We start from the raw sequence: 16,641 nt of genomic DNA, 5'->3' as shown, positions 1-16,641 counted from the left end.
CCCCCCCCGCCCCCCCCCCCCCCCCCCCCCCCCCCCCCCCCCCCCCCCCCCCCCCCCCCCCCCCCCCCCCCCCCCCCCCCCCCCCCCCCCCCCCCCCCCCCCCCCCGCCCCCCGCCCCCCGCCCCCCCCCCCCCCCCCCCCCCCCGCTCCGCCACTAGGCTCCGGTGGGTGCCGACCGTTCCCGCTCCGCCGACCGCGGAGCAGCTGCCCGCCCGCACCGCCGCCGTGTGGGCCGCGCTCGACCCGCTGGTCGACGCCGGTGACGCGCTGCGCGTGCTCGACGTCGGCGGGGGGAGCGGGATGTTCGCCGTCCCGCTGGCCCGCCTGGGGCACACCGTCACCGTCGTCGATCCCAGCGCCGACGCCCTGGCCACCCTGCGCCGGCGTGCCGAGACGGCGGGTGTCGGCGGGCGGGTGCGCGGTGTCCAGGGGGACGGCGACCTGCTGCACGAGGTCCTCGCCGACGACGAGGGCGGGTACGACCTCGCGCTGTGCCACTCGGTGCTCGAGGTGGTCGACGACCCCGGGGTCACGCTGGCCGAGATCGCCGGCGCGCTGCGGCCCGGCGGCCGGGTGAGCCTCGCCGTCGCCAACCGGGCCGGCGCGGTCCTCGCCCGAGCCGTCGGCGGCCACCCCGCGGAGGCGCTGGCCCAGCTCCGGGACCAGGACGCCCACCCCGGCCGGCCGCTCCGCCGCCGGTTCAGCCCCGACGAGCTCCTGGCGCTCGTCGGCGGTGCCGGTCTGACCCCCGGCGCCTGGCGCGGGGTCTCCGTCGTCGCCGACCTGCTCGACTCCGCCTCCGGGGCCGATCCAGCCGCCGTCCGGGACCTCGAGCTGGCGCTCGCCGAGACCTCGCCCTACCGCGAGGTCGCCGCAGGCCTCCACCTGCTGGCGACCCGCGCGTGACCGGGGAGGGCGACGGCGTGCTGCCGCCCGACCTGCACCGGCCCGCCTACGGCGTCGCCACCCTCGCCGACGTGCTGCCCGGCGTCGCGGCGGCGCTGGGGACGCCGGTGCCCCGGGGGGACCTGCCCGCCGACCCGCTGGGCCTGGCCGACGCGCTGCACGGGGCCCGCCGCGTGGCGGTCCTGCTCGTGGACGGCCTGGGCGCCGACCTCGTCCGGGCGCACGCCGACCTGGCGCCCACGCTGGCCGGCATGAGCAGCCCGGCCGGAACCCTGCAGGCGCCCTGTCCCAGCACCACCCCGGTCAGCCTCACCACCATCGGCACCGGACTGCCCCCGGGCAGCCACGGGATCCTGGGCTTCGTCACCGAGGTGCCGGGGGAGGGGCGCACCCTCAACCACACCCAGTGGACCGACGACCCCGACCCCGCCGACTGGCAGGCGCAGCCCACCGTCTTCGAGCGCGCCGCCGCCGACGGGGTGGCGGTCACCGCCGTCGGGCCGTGGGCCTATGCGGGATCGGGCCTCACCGTGGCCGCCTACCGCGGGGCCGAGTACACCGGGGCGGTGGGGCCCGGGGACCTCACCGCGCTCATGCGCTCGGGCCTGGAGGCGGGCCGGCGGTCCCTGGTCTACGGCTACATGGCCGAGCTCGACCTCACCGGCCACGTCCGCGGGGTCGACTCGCCCAGCTGGCGCGCGCAGCTCGCCCTGGTCGACCGCGTCGTCGCGCAGCTGGTCGACGGCCTGCCCGACGACGCCGCGCTGCTGGTCACCGCCGACCACGGGATGCTCGACGTCCCCGCCGCGACGCGGCTGGACCTCGACGACGAGCCCGACCTCGCCGACGGGGTGCGGGTGCTCGCCGGTGAACCCCGCGCCCGGTACGTGCACACCGAGCCCGGGGCGGAGGCCGACGTGCTGGCCCGCTGGCGCGGGGTCCTCGGCGACCGGGCGTGGGTGGTGGGGCGCGACGAGGCCGTCGCCAGCGGGGTCTTCGGGCCGGTGGACGACGCGCTGGCGGCCCGCATCGGGGACGTCGTGGCGCTGGCCCGCGGTAGCTGGGCGCTGATCAGCCCCCGGCTGGAGCCGGGGCCGAGCCGGCTGGCCGCCTACCACGGGTCGTTGACCGCGACGGAGCTGGCGATCCCGCTGCTCGCCGCCCGGGGACGCGCGCTCCGCTGAGCCGGGCGGGTCAGCCCGGCGGTGCCGACAGCGACAGGTGGTGCCAGGTGCGCACCCGGCCGGCCGTGGTGGCGGAGCAGGTGAGGTGCACCGTCTCCGGTGACGGCCGGCTCTCCACGGTGACGCTGACCGGCCCCGCCGGGCCGGTCAGGATGACCTCCCACCGCTCCGCGCCCGGGTCCGCCGCTTCCCGCCGGGTCGAGCGGACCGGCGGCAGCTCGTCGACGCCGAGGACGCCGAGCTCCTCGCGCGCGTAGTGCTGGGCGGCCTGCACCGGTGCGGGCAGCCCTGCCCGTCCGCGCAACCACGGCAGAGCCACCTGCCCCCGGTCGTGCGCGGCGACGACCAGCCCGCCGTCCCCGGGGACCTGCCCGTAGTAGAAGCCGTGCGGCAGCACCAGCACGTTCGCCGCGAACCGGTCGCCCCCGAGGTGGCTGCACTCCCACACGTCGGTCGGGCCGGGCGCGGGCAGGGCACGGGCCAGCGGACGGCCGCGCAGCGCGCAGCAGGCGTCGTGGCCGCCGTGCGTGCACACCAGGTAGGCCGGCCCGGACGCCGGCTCGCCGACCGACCCGTCCCACGGCGCGCTGAGCAGGTCGGCGTCGGTCGAGCGCACCGACCACCACAGCCCCTCCCGGCCCAGCCGGCTGTCGGCGTAGGCCCAGCGCCGGCCGGAGTCGGCCAGCCGGTCGCCGGGCCGGCGGACCAGCAGGACCCGGACCCCCTCCCGCTCGGCCCGCTCGGCGAGCAACCGGGCCACGCGTGCGTCGAACCTCGACTGGAGCAGCGCCTGCCGTCCCCACGGCCCCGGCTGCTCGACCAGCAGCCAGCGGGACACCGGTGAGGCCGTCGCCACCCCCGAGTCGCCGCGCTCGAGCGCCTGCACCGAGCAGCGGCCGGCGTCGAGCCGGCCCGGCGGGCGGGCGGGGACCTCCGTGCGGCAGAAGTCGTCCTTCCCCGCCGGGTCCGGTGCGGTCACGCCCTCCACCGGGTCACCGGGGTTCCCCGGACGCCGCCCCCCGCCCGCCGTGCCCGGTGGCGGGCAGGGTCGCGTCGGGCACGGTGGCGATCGACTCGGTCACCAGCCGGCGGGCCAGCGTCAGGGGGTCCGCCGGGTCGAGGCCGGGCAGGTCGCCCACCTTCAGCTCGCCGGCGGCCAGCAGCTCGGTCAGCGCGGCCCGGGCGTCCTCCGGGAAGGAGTGGGTGCGCCGGCCCGCCACGAGGGTCACCCGGCCGTCGTCGGCGTCGCGCAGGGTGCACCGCAGGTGGCGGCGCAGTCGCAGCACCGTCCCCGGGTCCAGCGCGGCCGCGGCGACGGACTGCGCCAGGGGTGCGACCGGTTCCGGCCGCACCTGCGCCCAGGTCCGGGCCCGCAGGCGGTCGGCGACGTCGGCCGGGTCCACCCGGCCCAGCCACTCCCGCAGTCCCTCGACGACGGCGGCGACGTCGTCGGCCAGGGCGTCGGGATCGGACAGGTCGACGCCGAGGGGCAACGAGCTCCGCAGCGCGCGGTCCTCGGCCGCCAGCGTGCGCACCAGGTCCAGCACCGACTCGGCCGCCGCCCAGCGGGTCACCGAGTGGATGCCGACGGTCAGGTGCGCGCTGATCTCGCCGAGGGCCTTCGCCGAGTGCAGGAACCCACGCGGCAGGTAGAGGGCGTCGCCGGGCCGCAGCACCGCGTCGATCACCGGTGCCCGCTCGGCGGCCGCGGCCACCTCGGCAGCGCGGTCGTTCCACGGCTGGGTGCGCAGCGGATCGGGCAGCACCGGCTCGTGGATGGTCCAGTGCTTCTCACCGGCCACCTGGAGCACGAAGACGTCGTGCACGTCGTAGTGCGGGCTGAAGCCCTGCGACGACGGCGGGGTGACGTAGGCGTTGACCTGCGTCGGGTGGCCGAGGTCGGCGGCCAGCTGGTCGGCGAACTCGATCAGCGGCGGCCAGAGCCGGTGCAGCCCCTGGAGGACGACGGTGCTCCCGTCGGCGAACAGCCGCAGCACCGCGTCCGAGGAGACCTGGTCGGCGATCTCCGCGCCGGCCCCGCCCGACGTGGTGAACCGCTTCGCGTCGACGACCGCGCCGTCCTTGGCGATCCGCAGGAACGGTGTGCGCAGGCCGCGTCGGGAGAGCAGCTCGTCGACCGCCGGCAGGTCGAGCAGGTCGGTGAAGGAGTTGCCGGTGTCCTCGGCGCGGGTCAGGAGCGGGCGCCGCGCCCAGTGCTCCCGGGCGAACTGCTCGGGGGCCATGTTCGTGCACCGCCGCAGGGCCGGGCGGAGCTGTGGCTCCGTCCGGCCCTGCGGGGTCGGGTGCTCGTTCAGGCCGAACCGTCCGCGCCACCGTCGGCACCGCCGTCGGCGCCACCGTCCGCGCCGCTGTCGGCACCGCCGTCCGCGCCGCCGTCGGCACCGCCGTCCGCACCGCCGTCCGCGCCGCCGTCGGCACCGCCGTCGGCGCCACCGTCCGCGCCACCGTCCGCGCCGCTGTCGGCACCGCCGTCCGCGCCACCGTCATGGGCGCCCGGGGTGCCCGAGGCGCCGCCGTCGGCCGGGCCCTCCGTGCTGGTCATGTCGTCGTCGTCGAGCGCCATGGCATCTCCGTCCAGGTCGATCAGGGGCGGCCGGCCGGCCGTCCCTGCGTCGCTGCTTACCTCCCTCACCCGGGTCTGACACCTGCCGTCCGGCCAGCGGTTTCCGCTGTGCGGGGAGGGTCACGATCGCGTGACGGCTCGGCGTCCGGTGCAGTCGTCTCCTTCCTGGCGGGCATCTCGTGTGGGTCCACCCCTGAGGGGCACCTCTGAGGGGTCAGAGGCACGAGACGACGCACGAGGAGGAGATGTCATGACAGAGGGTCGTACGCAGACAGGCGCGAGCGCCGACGTGACCCAGGAGACGTCGGGTGGCCGGCTGGACCCGGCCAGGGACGAAGGGGCGAGCCGCGTAGGCCTCCGGGACACGCACCACCAGACGCCGCCCACGCGCCGGGACCGCGTCCGCTGGGGCCCGGTCTGGGCCGGCCTGATCGTCGCGGTGCCCACCTTCCTGCTGCTGCAGCTGGCCACGCTGGCCCTGGGCTGGTGGGACATGGGAGGTGGTGACGGGAACAACGCCGACCTGATCAGCGGCATCAACGGGCTGCTCGCCCTCTTCCTGGGTGGTCTCACCGCCGGGGCGACCGCGCTGTGGCGTGGGGTCAGCGAGGGGCTGCTCCACGGCATCCTGGTGTGGGCGCTGACCGTGGTCACCATCGTGCTGCTGACGCTGTTCGGTGGCGGTGCCCTGCTGGGTTCCCTGGCCGGCGTGGTCACCGACGTCGCCGGCATCCAGCAGGCCAACCTGCCCGACATCCAGGCCGGCCAGGCCGCCGAGACGGCGCGCTCGGCCGCCAGCTGGGCGGTCCTCGGGCTGGGTCTGTCGATCATCGCCTCCGCGCTCGGCGGGGTGATCGGCGCCAAGATGTGGCCGGGCAAGCAGGACACCGAGGTCGTCGCCCGCTGACCTCGGCGGGCCGGGGCGCGCCGGTCGGCCGCCCCGGCGCCGGACCGTTATCGTTCCCGTGGGTCGAACGCATGTTCGATCCACGGGGACGTGCGGGAGGTGGCGGTGGCGGGCGGCGTCGGACGGGCGGACGGGTGCACCGTCCTGCACATCGACATGGACGCCTTCTTCGCCAGCGTCGAGGTGCGCCGGCGCCCGGAGCTGGTCGGCACGCCGGTGATCGTCGGCGGGGCCGGGAACCGCGGCGTGGTCACCTCGGCCACCTACGAGGCCCGCAGGTACGGGGTGCACGCGGCCATGCCCACCGCCCGCGCGCTGCGGCTGTGCCCGACGGCGACGGTGCTGCCGGGGGACATGGCGCTCTACGCCGAGGTGTCCCGGGCGGTCATGGCGCTGTTCCGGTCGATCACCCCGCTGGTCGAGCCGCTGAGCCTGGACGAGGCGTTCCTGGACGTCTCGGGCGCCGGCCGGCGGCTGGGTGACCCCGTGGCCATCGGCGAGTACCTCCGCGCCCGGGTGTTCGACGAGCAGGGCATCACCTGCTCGGTCGGGGTCGCCGGCACCAAGTTCGTGGCGAAGCTCGCCTCCACCCGGGCCAAGCCCGACGGGCTGCTCGTCGTCCGCCCCCCGGAGGTCATGGGTTTCCTGCACCCGCTGCCGGTGGGTGCGCTCTGGGGAGTGGGTCCGAAGACGGAGGAGACGCTCCTGCGGCTCGGGCTGCGGACCGTGGGCGACCTGGCCCACGTGCCGGCGAAGACCCTCCAGCGGGCGCTGGGTGCCGCCGCGGGCGCCCACCTGCACGAACTCGCGTGGGGGCGCGACCCCCGGCGGGTCGTCCCCGACGAGCCCGAGCGCTCCACCGGCGCGGAGGAGACCTTCGCCGCCGACGTCGACGACCCCAGGGTGGTCCACCGCGAGCTGCTGCGGCTGGCGGAGCGGACGGCCGGGCGGCTGCGCTCGACCGGCTGCCTGGCCCGCACGGTCAGCATCAAGGTCCGCTTCGCCGACTTCACCACGATCACCCGCAGTCGCACGCTGGCCGCGCCCACCGACGTGGGGCAGGAGCTCTACGACACGGCCCGCGCCCTCTACGACGCCCTGGGCCTGGACCGGACCCGCATCCGGCTGGTCGGCGTCCGGGCCGAACGGCTCGTCGAGGCGGGTTCCGCCCCCCGGCAGCTGGAGCTCGGCGCGCGCGAGCACGGCCGCCGGGAGGCGGAACTGGCCGCCGATCGCGCCGCCCGGCGCTTCGGAGCGGGAGCGGTCCGGCCGGCGACGCTGCTGGGCTCCTCGGGGCCGGTCGGGCGGGCGGCTCGCTGACCAGGCACGACGCGCCGCGGGCTGCACCCGGAGGAGTGATCGGCCGGCGCGTCGGGCCGGTCACCGTGGCGTCGCCTTTCGCCGCGTCCAATCGGCTCGTATCCTCGGAGATACCGTCGGCGGGAGCCTCCGACGGAACTGGCTCCGCCCATTTGGAGGTCGACGTGCCGCTCTCCGAGCACGAGCAGCGTCTGCTGGAGCAGATCGAGCGCGCCCTCGTCGATGACGACCCGAAGTTCGCATCCTCGGTCCGCACCGGCGATCGCCGTCAGAAGGCTCGCCGCAAACTGCAACTCGGTGCCCTGCTGGTGCTGGTCGGCCTCGCCGTCCTGGTCGCCGGCGCGGTCGCCGAGTCCGTCCCGCTCGGCGTCCTGGGATTCCTGGTCGCCTTCGGCGGTGCCGCCCTCGGGGTGCTGCACTACCGGGGGGCCACCGGTGCGGTCGAGGCCGCCGGGCCCGCCGGGCCGCGCGGCTCCTCGGCCGCCGGCCGCGGTGGCAAGCGCGGGCGGCAGCCGATGAAGAACCGGCTCGAGGAGCGCTTCCGCCGCCGCTACGACCAGTAGCCCTCGCGCACCGACCTCCCGGCCGCCGTCCGCCCCGGACGGCGGCCGGAGCCGTACCGGGCCCACCGGGCGCCCCGTTCCCGGATCTCGGCCACCAGTGACGCCGGCCACAGCAGCGCCCGCACCCGCACCGCCCGCGGGCGCGCCCCGAGCAGCCCCCGGCGGGCCGTCCGCAGCGCCGCCTGCAGCTCGGCGTCCGGTCGCGCGCTGCCCGGCCGCCCGTAGCTGGCTGCCTCCTCGGCGCGGGCCAGCCGGCGCACGGCCGCCACCGACGACTCCACCGACGGTCCGCCGGGCCCCCGGGTCAGGGTGAGAGCCAGCGCGTCGGCCACCCGGCGCGGGGTCCACGAGGGATGCAGGTGCACGCCCAGGTCCGTGGCGGTGGCGCGCAGCTCCGCCCACGTCCCGCCCCCGGCCAGCCGGCGGCGGCGCTGCAGGGCACGCGCGGAGCCCGGGGCGGCCAGGACGACGGCGCCGAGCGCCAGCAGTCCCGCGCCGATCAGCAGCGGACCCCGGTCGGCCCCGGTCTGCGTCGGGGCGGCGACCTGGGGCGCCGCCTGCGGGAGGCGGTCCGTCCGGGGGGCCGCCGGCGGAGGCGCCACCGACGGCGCGGGGACGGCCGGTGCGGCGTCCAGCCGCTCCTGCGCCGTGGTCCGCGGCGACCAGGGGAGCTCCACCTGCCGGTCGGCGGCCAGCGGCGTGGGGTCGAAGGGCACCCACCCGATCCCCTGGAACCAGACCTCCACCCAGGCGTGGGCGTCGTCGCTGGTGACCAGCCGGGTTCCGTCGGGCGAGACGTCGCCGGGCGTGTACCCCAGCGCCACGCGGGCGGGCAGCCCCGTCTGGCGGACCAGCACCGCCATGGCGCCGGCGTACTGCTCGCAGTAGCCGCGCTTGAGCCGCAGGAAGTCCACCAGGTCGTCGCCGCTGGTGCCGGGGGCGGTGGAGAGGCTGTAGACGAACCCGTTGGACCGGTCGGTCAGGTACGCCTGGATGCGCAGCACGCGCTCGTACGGGGTGCCTGCGCCCTCGGTCAGCCCGGCGACCAGGTCGGTGATCGCCGGGTCCAGCTCGGGCAGCGCGCCGAAGCGCTGCTGCAGGGGGTCGTCCGCGGGGAGCGGGGCCGCGCGCGCGAGCAGCTCGTCGGACGGGCGCGGCTCGATCGCGGTCACCCGGTACGTCAGCCCAGCGGTGGTGATCCCGCGGCCGAACACGGTCCCGGTCGCGTCGTCGAAGCGCCACGCGCCGTCCTCGCCGTCGGTGCGGACCGAGAGGGGGGAGGTCGGCACGGGGAGGAACCGGTCGTCGTGGTCCAGCACCTGCACCTCGGCGACCACCTGGCGGGCCGGCTGGCGGGCCGGCGGCGGAGCGAGGAGGTCGTCCTCGGCGACCGAGACCTCGCCGTCGAGGTTGCTCAGCGACCAGCCCTCCACCGGGTCGTACTCGTCGAGCGCCACCGCGCGCAGGTAGCCGGGGTCCTCCACCGAGGTGTCCACGCGCAGCAGCTCGATCGGCTCGGGCAGGGTCAGCTGCCCCCGCAGCTCCGCCGCCGGGTCCAGGGAGGTCCCCGTGGCCGACCCCGCCCCGCCGCCGAGCCCGGTGGCGAACGAGCCCTCGGGGAGGGTGGGCACCGCGGTGCCCAGGACGGCGCCCGCCGCCACCGCGACCACGCCGATGCGCACGGCGGTGCCACCGCCGGTGGGTCCCTCCAGGGAGCGGCGCTGGTCGGCCCACAGGAGCACGGCGAAGCCGGCGGCCGGCCCGACCAGCGCCACCAGCCCGATGCCGCCGGTCACCGTCGCCACGGGCACGCACACCAGGGGGAGCAGCGCGGCCCCGGCCACCGCCGCCTGCCGCACGGTGACCGCCAGCAGGTCCACCGCGACGGCCACCAGCCCGACGAACAAGGTGGTGAGGGCGAGCAGGCCGGTCAGCGGGAGCGCGGGCGTGGCCTGCTCCTGGATCTCGGCCGCCCCCGCCCCGAAGACCTCGGCGAGCCGGGCCAGCGCGGCCGGCGTGGGCAGCACCCCGGCCGGCGCGGCATCCGGCACGAACACGGCCGTGAGCACGCAGACGACGAGGACGAGCTGACCGACCGGCACCACCACGGGGCCCAGCGCCTCGACCGGCCACGAGCGTGTGCGGTCGCCGGCGAGCCGGGCGACCGCCGCGCGCAGCGCCAGGCCGCCGGCCAGCACGGCGACGACGACCGTCACCACCGGTGGCACCCACGCCCGGCTGGTGAAGACGGGGGAGAGCGCCAGCGCGCCGAGCAGGGTCGCTGCCGCGGCGGCGACCGGGGTGCGGACGTCCGTCGCGGTCATGCCGGCGCCCCGACGGGAGTCCCGGTCAGCGCGGCCCACGCCTCGCCGACGTCCTGCCCGGCCGACGCGGTGGTCACCCGCCAGCCGGCCGCGGCGAGGGCGGCGACGGCCTGGTCGCGCTGGGTCGAGAGCGCGTCCAGCGCGGCACCGGTCGCGCTGCGCCGGCCGCGGCCCGGCTCGCCCCAGGTCGCCACGTCCAGCAGCACGGCGAGGCCGGGCACCGGTCCCTGGCGCAGCCGCACGAGGTCGGCCACGTCGTCGGGTCCGACCGCGCCCAGCAGGCAGATCAGCGGCCCGTCGCCGGCGGCGCGGCACGCGGCCGACGCGGCGTCGGACAGGTCGCCGACCCGGGAGGCCCCGACGACGGCCAGCCGGTCCAGGAGCTCCTCGGCGCCGAGCGCCGCGGCGCCGGGATCGGGCGTCAGCTCCCCGGTGCTGGTCACGACCCGCAGCCGGGCGCCGCGCCGGGCCAGCGCGACCCCGATGCTGGCCGCCGCCTCGACCAGCCACTCCAGGCTGTCGGCGGGTGGCTGGTCGTCGCCCGGCGGCCCCGGAGCGCGCCGGGAGGCGTCCCACGCCGGAGCCAGCAGGTGCGCGCGCGCCCGGGTGTCCAGCAGCAGGGTGCCCTGGGCGCGCCACGGTTGCTCCTCGAGCCGCACCATGAGCTCGCCGGTGCGCGCGCTCGCCCGCCAGTGCACCCTGCGCAGGTCGTCACCGCGCCGGTACTCGCGGACGCTGACGTCGTCGTCGCCGTGGACGGCGAACGCGCGGTGCGTGCCGTCGTCGCCACCCCGGCCGCCACCCGGGCCACCGCGCCCCAGCGGTCGGACGCGGGGCACCACGACCAGGGGAGCGGTGTCGGAGCCGACGGCGGTGCGCTCGACCAGGCCGAACGGGTCGACGACCCGCAGCCGCAGCGGCCCCAGCTGGTAGCGGCCGCGGTGCCGACCGACCAGCCGGTACCTGACGGTGGTGCCGGCGCCCGGGGCCAGGCCGGCCACCGTGAACCGGTGCGAGCGGCCCAGCGCCGCCGGCAGCTGCTCGGTCAGCAGCCAGAGCCCGCCGCGCCGCGCGTCGGCGTTCTGCAGCTGCAGCTCGACCTCGGCCGGCGTGCCGCGCGGCACCCGTTGCGGGGTGACGGTGCGCCGGGTGGTGACCCGGAACCGCCCCCGCGCCACGCTGACGGCGGCGAGCAGCGGCAGGACCAGGACGAAGGCGGCCAGCTGCACCAGCGACCGCTCGCCGAGCACCGCCCCCACCAGCCCGAGCGTCAGGCCCCCGGCGAGGAGGCAGCGGCCGCGGGTCGTGAGGGCCCCGACGGACCGGCCGGGAACGCCGCGCACGCTCAGCGCCCGCGGAAGACCGGCACGGAGGCCACCAGCGAGGCCACCACCTGCTCGGCGCTGCGCCGGCCGACCACGGCCTCCCCGCTGAGCAGGAGGCGGTGGGCCAGCACCGGCACGGCGAGGGCCTGAACGTCGTCGGGCAGCACGTGGTCACGCCCGTCGAGGGCGGCGGAGGCGCGGGCGGCCCGCAGGAGCTGCAGGCCGGCGCGCGGGGAGGCGCCCAGGCGCAGGTCGGGTGACCGGCGGGTGGCCTCGACCAGGGCGACGACGTACCGGCGGACGGCCTCGGCGACGTGCACCCGGCCCACGGCGGCGACCAGGGACCGGACGAGGGTGGCGTCGGCCACCGGGCGCAGGGCGGTCAGCGGGTCGGCGGTGGAGCGGTCGTCGAGCATGGCCAGCTCCGCGGCCGGATCGGGATACCCCATGGACACGCGGGCGGTGAACCGGTCGCGCTGGGCCTCGGGGAGGGGGTAGGTGCCCTCCATCTCCAGCGGGTTCTGCGTGGCCATGACCAGGAACGGGCGGGCCAGCTGGTAGCTCACGCCGTCGACGGTGACCTGCCGCTCCTCCATGCACTCCAGTAGCGCCGACTGGGTCTTGGGGGAGGCGCGGTTGATCTCGTCGGCCACGACCAGGTTGGCGAAGATCGCCCCCGGCTTGAACTCGAACGCCCGGGTCTCCTGGTCGTAGACAGCCACCCCCGTCACGTCGCTCGGCAGCAGGTCGGGCGTGAACTGGATGCGCCGGACGCTGGCGTCGACGGCGCCGGCCAGCGCCTTGGCCAGCGTGGTCTTGCCGACCCCGGGCACGTCCTCGATCAGCAGGTGGCCCTCGGCCAGCAGCACGACCAGTGCCAGCCGGACGACGTCCTCCTTGCCCTGGACGACGCGGCTGACCGCGGCCGCGATGCGTGCGCCCTCCGCGGCGACGTCGACCGACGCGTCGGCCGTCCCGTCGGCGGACCGTGTCGCCTCCGTCACCGCTCCACCGTACGTGCGCAGTCGACCCCCCGTCCCGGGCGCGGATCACGGTGCTCCGCGACCCCGGTCGCGAGGGCGTTCCGCGAGGTGGGGGCGGTGGGTCACGACACGGCCTCAGGTGGTGTCCAGTGGGGGCCAGTGGGTTACTGTGTCGCCTGGTGGGGAGGCAGGGTCCCGTCCGGGGGAGCTGCAGAGCCATGGGAGGACCGATGCAGGGGGTGATCCGGTGTTCGTCGGCAGCTACCAGTTGCGCCTCGACGAAAAGGGCCGGCTCGCCCTCCCCGTCCGCTTCCGCGACCAGGTGGCCGACGGCATGGTGATCAAGAAGGGCCAGGAGCGCTGCATCTACGGGCTGACGATGGCCCGGGTCGCCGAGCAGAGCGCCGCGATGGCCGCCATGGCACCCTCCGACACCGCCGCGGCGCGCATGCGCGCCCGCATGAGCTTCGGCTCGATGGTGGAGCTGGAGCCGGACAAGACGGGCCGCATCACCATCCCCGCGAGCCTGCGCGAGTACGCCCACCTGGACCGCGACGTCGTCGTCGTCGGCGTGGACACCCGCTTCGAGATCTGGGACTCCGCGACCTGGGACGCCTACGTGGCCGAGCAGGAGGCCGCCTTCGCCGACATGGAGAGCGAGGGGATGCCGACGCTGTCGTGATCCCGGGATCGCCCCACCCGCTCCCACCGGCCTCCGCGACGCACCCGTTCGAGCCGCCTTCCCCGCGGCTCGACCGGACCGGGCCCCAGCCGCCTTCCCCGCGGCTCGGTCCCACGAGGAGGACCGCACGGATCAGCGGGCCGGCCCCTCGCCGGCAGGGGGTGACCCACCGGCCCCGCGGAACCCCACCTGACGCTCTTCCCCGACGCCAGGCGGAGCCGCGGGGCCGGACACCCCCCCCGGATCCGGCCTCCCGCCGCCCCACTGCGCTCCACCGGCCCCACTGCGCCCCACCCACCCCACCGCGCCCCACCCACCTCCTGCCCCCCACCCGCCCGATCCCGCACGCCCCCGCTTCCGCGTCCCCCAGCGGCCGCCCGCGGCGCGGCACCATCGCGGGACCCGTCAGGACCACTCGAGAGGCAGCAGACGATGAGCAGCACCGGACCTGCCGCGGCCCCGGGGCCCGGGCAGCCCCCGGTGCACGTGCCGGTGCTGCTGGACCGGGTCCTCGAGCTCCTCGGCCCGGCGTGCGCCGCCGACGGTGCCGTGATGGTCGACGCGACGCTGGGGCTGGCCGGCCACACCCTCGCGATGCTCGAGGCGCACCCGGGGTTGCGGGTCGTCGGGCTGGACCGCGACCCGGACGCCCGCGCCGAGGCCACCCGACGGATCGAGGCCGCCGGGCACGCCGGGCGCGTGACGGTCGTGCCCGCCGTCTTCGACGAGCTCCCCGAGGTGCTCGACCGGCTCGGCATCGACGAGGTCCAGGGCGTCCTGTTCGACCTCGGGGTCTCCTCGCTCCAGCTGGACCGGCCCGACCGGGGGTTCAGCTACTCCACCGACGCCCCGCTCGACATGCGCATGGACCCGGGCGCGCCCCGGACGGCAGCCGACGTCGTGAACACCTACCCGCCGAAGGACCTCGCGCGCGTACTGCGGGTCTACGGCGAGGAGCGGTTCGCCTCGCGGATCGCCGCCGCCATCGACCGCGAGCGGGCCCGCGAGCCGTTCACGGGCACCGCCCGGCTGGCCGAGCTCGTCCGCGAGTCCATCCCCGCGGCCACCCGGCGGACCGGTGGCCACCCCGCGAAGCGGACGTTCCAGGCCCTGCGCATCGAGGTCAACGACGAGCTCGGCGCGCTGGAGCGTGCCCTCCCTGCCGCGATCGACGCCCTCGCCGTGGGCGGTCGCGTCGCCGTCATCACCTTCCACTCCTTGGAGGACCGGATCGTGAAGCAGACCCTGGCCGCGGGAGCCGCGGACCGCACCCCGCCGGAGCTGCCGGTGCCGCTCCCGGAGCACGGGCCGGTGCTGCGCCTGCTCACCCGCGGTGGCGAGGCCCCCGGGCCGGAGGAGACGGCCGGCAACTCCCGGGCGGCGTCGGCCCGGGTGCGGGCGGCCGAGCGCATCCGGCGGGCGGCATGACCCGGGCCGCCGCCGTGCGCACGCCCCTGCCGCGCGCCACGGCTCCCCGCACCCCCCACGCCCGCACCGCTCCCTCCCGGGCCACCGGTCCGGCTCCGCGCACCTCGCCGTCGGGTGCGCGCGGCACCGGCCGCGCCACGCCCCGCCCGGAGCTGCGGCTGGTACCGACCGGTGCCGCCGCCCGGCCGCGCCGGAGGGTGCGGAGCGCCGCGCGTTCCCGCAAGGCGCCGTTCGTCCTCCTGGTCGTCGCGCTCCTCGCGCTCACCACCCTCGGGCTGCTGGTGCTCAACACCGCCATCGCGGTGGACAGCCTGAAGGCGACCCAGATGCGCGGCGAGAACGCCGCGCGTGCCCAGGAGGTGCAGCGGCTGGAGCAGCTCGTGGTGGCCGGCAACACCCCTGCGGACGTCGCGCGGGCGGCGGTGGAGGCCGGGCTGGTCCCGGCCGGGGTCGCCGGCTACCTGGTGCTCGGCCCCGACGGCACCACGACGCTGCGCGGTGCACCCGAGCCCGCTCCCGCTCCCGAGCCCGCGCCCGAGCCTGAGCCCGAGCCCGCGCCGCCGGGCGGGAACTGACCCGTGCCGAGCAGCGTCCGCGGACCCGGCGCCCGCGCCCCCCGCCCGTCCCCGGCCGGCCGGGGGGAGACCGGGCCGTTCGTCCCCCGTCGCATCCCCGGTACCCGGCGCAGCGGTGCCGGGCTGTCGGTCGAGCAGCGCGGCCGCCGCAACCGGTGGGGGCTGGCCGTCCTGATCACCCTCCTCGTCGTCGTCGTCGGACGGCTGGTGGTGCTCCAGGGCATCGACGGCGGCTCCTACGCCAGCGCGGCGGAGCAGGACCGGCTGCGCACCATCCCGCTGGCGGCGATCCGCGGCCAGATCCTCGACCGGGACGGCGACCCGCTCGCCTACACCGTCGACGCCTCGAAGGTCGTGGCGGACCCGACCGTGGTCCGGGACCCGGCGCGCACCGCGCTCGCCCTCACCACGCTGCTCGACGTCCCGGTGCCCGAGCTCACCGAGAAGCTCTCCGCCGACAGCCGGTACGTGGTCCTGGCCACCCAGATCGCCCCGGAGACGGCCGACGCGGTCGCGGAGCTGGAGCTCGCCGGCGTCTACCTCCGGGACGACCCGGTGCGGCTCTACCCGTCCGGGGCGGTGGGCGGCCAGGTCGTCGGCTTCGTCGGACGCGAGGGCAACGGCCTGGCCGGCATCGAGCAGGTCTTCGAGGACCAGCTCTCCGGTTCGCCGGGGGAGCGGACCGTGGAGGTCGGCAGCGGCGGTCACCCGATCCCCTCGGGCATCGACGAGGTCACCGAGGCCGTCGACGGCCGGGACGTCACCCTCACCCTCCACCAGGACCTGCAGTTCGTCACCGAGGAGCGGCTGGGGCAGGCCTGTGCCGACGGCGCGACCACCCGGGCCTCGGCGGTGGTCCTGGAGGTGGCGACCGGACGCGTCGCGGCCATGGGCTCCTGCCCCGGGTACGACCCGGGCAGCTACGCCACGACCGACCCCGCCCTGCTGGGCAACCCCGTGGTCTCCGACGTGTTCGAGCCCGGCTCGGTCATGAAGGCGGTGACGCTCGCGGCCGCCGTCGAGGAGGGCGTCGCGACGCCCGACCGGGTGCTGACCGTCGACGGCCAGATCGAGGCCGGCGACCGCGTCGTCAAGGACGCGCACAACCACGACCCCGTCGACTGGACCGTCACCGGCATCCTGGCCAAGTCCAGCAACGTCGGCACGATCATGCTGGCCCGCGAGGTCGGTGACGAGAAGCTCGAGGAGTACCTGCGGGCGTTCGGCGTCGGTGAGAAGACCGGCATCGAGCTGCCCGGCGAGAGCCGCGGCATCCTCCAGGAATCGGGCGAGTGGAGCGAGGTGCGGGCCGCCAACGTGGCCATCGGCCAGGGCGTCTCGGTCACCACGCTGCAGATGGCCTCGGTCTACCAGGCGATCGCCAACGGCGGCGTGCGGGTGGAGCCCCGGATCGTGTCGTCGGTGACCGGCGCCGACGGCCGCCCCACGTCGCCCGGGGAGCCGGCCCGGACGCGCGTCGTCAGCGAGTCCACCGCCGAGCAGATGGCCTACATGCTCGAGGCCGTCGTCGGCACGGGCGGCACCGCGCCGCTGGCCCAGGTCGAGGGCTTCCGGGTGGCCGGCAAGACCGGCACCGCGCAGCGCGCCAACCCCGAGTGCAACTGCTACGCCGGCGGCGGCTACGTGACCACGTTCGTCGGGTTCGCCCCGGCGGACGACCCGCAGTACGTCGTCGCGGTGGACCTGGAGCGACCCACCAGCTCGGCCGAGGGCGGCCAGGTGGCCGCGCCCGTGTTCGCCGACATCATGCGGGCCGCGCTCATGGCCGACGGTGTCGTGCCGTCGGGCACCGCGCGCCCCGAGTTCACCCTGACCGGCGCGCCCTGAGGAAGGACCCCG

General features: G+C 77.2%; 15 protein-coding genes. 9 read left to right on the top strand and 6 right to left on the bottom strand.

Annotated features, from left to right (window positions below):
* Positions 1 to 168: 168 nt before the first annotated feature.
* Positions 169 to 906: a class I SAM-dependent methyltransferase gene (locus ACI79Q_RS18820; protein WP_456599773.1), complete on the top strand. Its 738-nt coding sequence runs from the start codon at positions 169 to 171 to the stop codon at positions 904 to 906.
* Positions 903 to 2,090 (top strand): alkaline phosphatase family protein, encoded by a 1,188-nt coding sequence (locus tag ACI79Q_RS18815; RefSeq protein ID WP_456599774.1) that lies wholly within the window; start codon positions 903 to 905, stop codon positions 2,088 to 2,090. The genes ACI79Q_RS18820 and ACI79Q_RS18815 overlap by 4 nt, the downstream gene beginning before the upstream one ends.
* A 10-nt stretch (positions 2,091 to 2,100) precedes the next feature.
* Here ACI79Q_RS18815 and ACI79Q_RS18810 read toward each other — a convergent pair whose 3' ends face one another.
* From ACI79Q_RS18810 to ACI79Q_RS18800, 3 genes are all read right to left on the bottom strand, one after another.
* Positions 2,101 to 3,069, bottom strand: a complete 969-nt coding sequence (locus tag ACI79Q_RS18810) for a sucrase ferredoxin (protein WP_456615170.1) — start codon at positions 3,067 to 3,069, stop codon at positions 2,101 to 2,103.
* 13 nt (positions 3,070 to 3,082) lie between these two features.
* Positions 3,083 to 4,333: a cupin domain-containing protein gene (locus ACI79Q_RS18805; RefSeq protein WP_456615169.1), complete on the bottom strand. Its 1,251-nt coding sequence runs from the start codon at positions 4,331 to 4,333 to the stop codon at positions 3,083 to 3,085.
* Between the two features lie 68 nt (positions 4,334 to 4,401).
* Positions 4,402 to 4,674 carry a BatC protein gene (locus ACI79Q_RS18800; RefSeq protein ID WP_456615168.1) on the bottom strand — a complete coding sequence of 91 codons (273 nt, stop codon included), beginning with the start codon at positions 4,672 to 4,674 and terminating at the stop codon, positions 4,402 to 4,404.
* A gap of 250 nt (positions 4,675 to 4,924) precedes the next feature.
* Here ACI79Q_RS18800 and ACI79Q_RS18795 point away from each other — a divergent pair, with 250 nt between their 5' ends.
* The 3 genes from ACI79Q_RS18795 (at position 4,925) to ACI79Q_RS18785 (ending at position 7,464) form a co-directional block, all read left to right on the top strand.
* Complete coding sequence (locus ACI79Q_RS18795) at positions 4,925 to 5,581, top strand: permease (protein WP_456589478.1); 657 nt, start codon at positions 4,925 to 4,927, stop codon at positions 5,579 to 5,581.
* A gap of 90 nt (positions 5,582 to 5,671) precedes the next feature.
* Positions 5,672 to 6,901, top strand: a complete 1,230-nt coding sequence (dinB, locus tag ACI79Q_RS18790) for a DNA polymerase IV (protein WP_456615167.1) — start codon at positions 5,672 to 5,674, stop codon at positions 6,899 to 6,901.
* Positions 6,902 to 7,065: 164 nt separating this feature from the next.
* Positions 7,066 to 7,464, top strand: coding sequence for a DUF3040 domain-containing protein (locus ACI79Q_RS18785; protein ID WP_456589476.1), 399 nt, complete (start codon positions 7,066 to 7,068; stop codon positions 7,462 to 7,464).
* Here the strand turns inward: ACI79Q_RS18785 and ACI79Q_RS18780 are convergent.
* From ACI79Q_RS18780 to ACI79Q_RS18770, 3 genes are read right to left on the bottom strand one after another with little or no spacing between them, the layout of a single operon-like run.
* Complete coding sequence (locus ACI79Q_RS18780; RefSeq protein ID WP_456615166.1) at positions 7,452 to 9,788, bottom strand: transglutaminase family protein; 2,337 nt, start codon at positions 9,786 to 9,788, stop codon at positions 7,452 to 7,454. The two genes, ACI79Q_RS18785 and ACI79Q_RS18780, sit on opposite strands and share 13 nt — an antisense overlap.
* Positions 9,785 to 11,131 (bottom strand): DUF58 domain-containing protein, encoded by a 1,347-nt coding sequence (locus ACI79Q_RS18775; RefSeq protein WP_456599778.1) that lies wholly within the window; start codon positions 11,129 to 11,131, stop codon positions 9,785 to 9,787. The genes ACI79Q_RS18780 and ACI79Q_RS18775 overlap by 4 nt, the downstream gene beginning before the upstream one ends.
* A gap of 2 nt (positions 11,132 to 11,133) precedes the next feature.
* Positions 11,134 to 12,117: an AAA family ATPase gene (locus ACI79Q_RS18770; RefSeq protein ID WP_456589473.1), complete on the bottom strand. Its 984-nt coding sequence runs from the start codon at positions 12,115 to 12,117 to the stop codon at positions 11,134 to 11,136.
* Positions 12,118 to 12,343: 226 nt separating this feature from the next.
* Between ACI79Q_RS18770 and mraZ the strand changes: the two genes are divergently transcribed.
* From mraZ to ACI79Q_RS18750, 4 genes are all read left to right on the top strand, one after another.
* Positions 12,344 to 12,778 carry a division/cell wall cluster transcriptional repressor MraZ gene (gene mraZ / locus ACI79Q_RS18765; protein WP_456589472.1) on the top strand — a complete coding sequence of 145 codons (435 nt, stop codon included), beginning with the start codon at positions 12,344 to 12,346 and terminating at the stop codon, positions 12,776 to 12,778.
* A gap of 432 nt (positions 12,779 to 13,210) precedes the next feature.
* The gene (gene rsmH, locus ACI79Q_RS18760; protein ID WP_456597249.1) at positions 13,211 to 14,206 is read left to right on the top strand and encodes a 16S rRNA (cytosine(1402)-N(4))-methyltransferase RsmH; all 996 of its coding nucleotides are present in this window, start codon (positions 13,211 to 13,213) and stop codon (positions 14,204 to 14,206) included.
* Positions 14,203 to 14,781 (top strand): hypothetical protein, encoded by a 579-nt coding sequence (locus ACI79Q_RS18755; RefSeq protein ID WP_456589470.1) that lies wholly within the window; start codon positions 14,203 to 14,205, stop codon positions 14,779 to 14,781. The genes rsmH and ACI79Q_RS18755 overlap by 4 nt, the downstream gene beginning before the upstream one ends.
* 3 nt (positions 14,782 to 14,784) lie before the next feature.
* A complete protein-coding gene (locus ACI79Q_RS18750; RefSeq protein ID WP_456615165.1) occupies positions 14,785 to 16,629 on the top strand; it encodes a peptidoglycan D,D-transpeptidase FtsI family protein in 1,845 nt (614 codons plus the stop codon).
* The last annotated feature ends 12 nt before the right edge of the window (positions 16,630 to 16,641 follow it).

It is taken from the genome of Blastococcus sp. SYSU DS0828, from assembly GCF_054050975.1.
This window is presented reverse-complemented; position numbering and strand designations above follow the sequence as displayed.

Excerpts from the sequence above, each read along its gene's own strand:
- ACI79Q_RS18805 (WP_456615169.1), bottom strand. The coding sequence starts at position 4,333 with ATGGCCCCCGAGCAGTTCGCCCGGGAGCACTGGGCGCGGCGCCCGCTC.
- ACI79Q_RS18755 (WP_456589470.1), top strand. The coding sequence starts at position 14,203 with ATGACCCGGGCCGCCGCCGTGCGCACGCCCCTGCCGCGCGCCACGGCT.
- ACI79Q_RS18795 (WP_456589478.1), top strand. The coding sequence starts at position 4,925 with ATGACAGAGGGTCGTACGCAGACAGGCGCGAGCGCCGACGTGACCCAG.
- ACI79Q_RS18780 (WP_456615166.1), bottom strand. The coding sequence starts at position 9,788 with ATGACCGCGACGGACGTCCGCACCCCGGTCGCCGCCGCGGCAGCGACC.
- ACI79Q_RS18800 (WP_456615168.1), bottom strand. The coding sequence starts at position 4,674 with ATGGCGCTCGACGACGACGACATGACCAGCACGGAGGGCCCGGCCGAC.
- rsmH (WP_456597249.1), top strand. The coding sequence starts at position 13,211 with ATGAGCAGCACCGGACCTGCCGCGGCCCCGGGGCCCGGGCAGCCCCCG.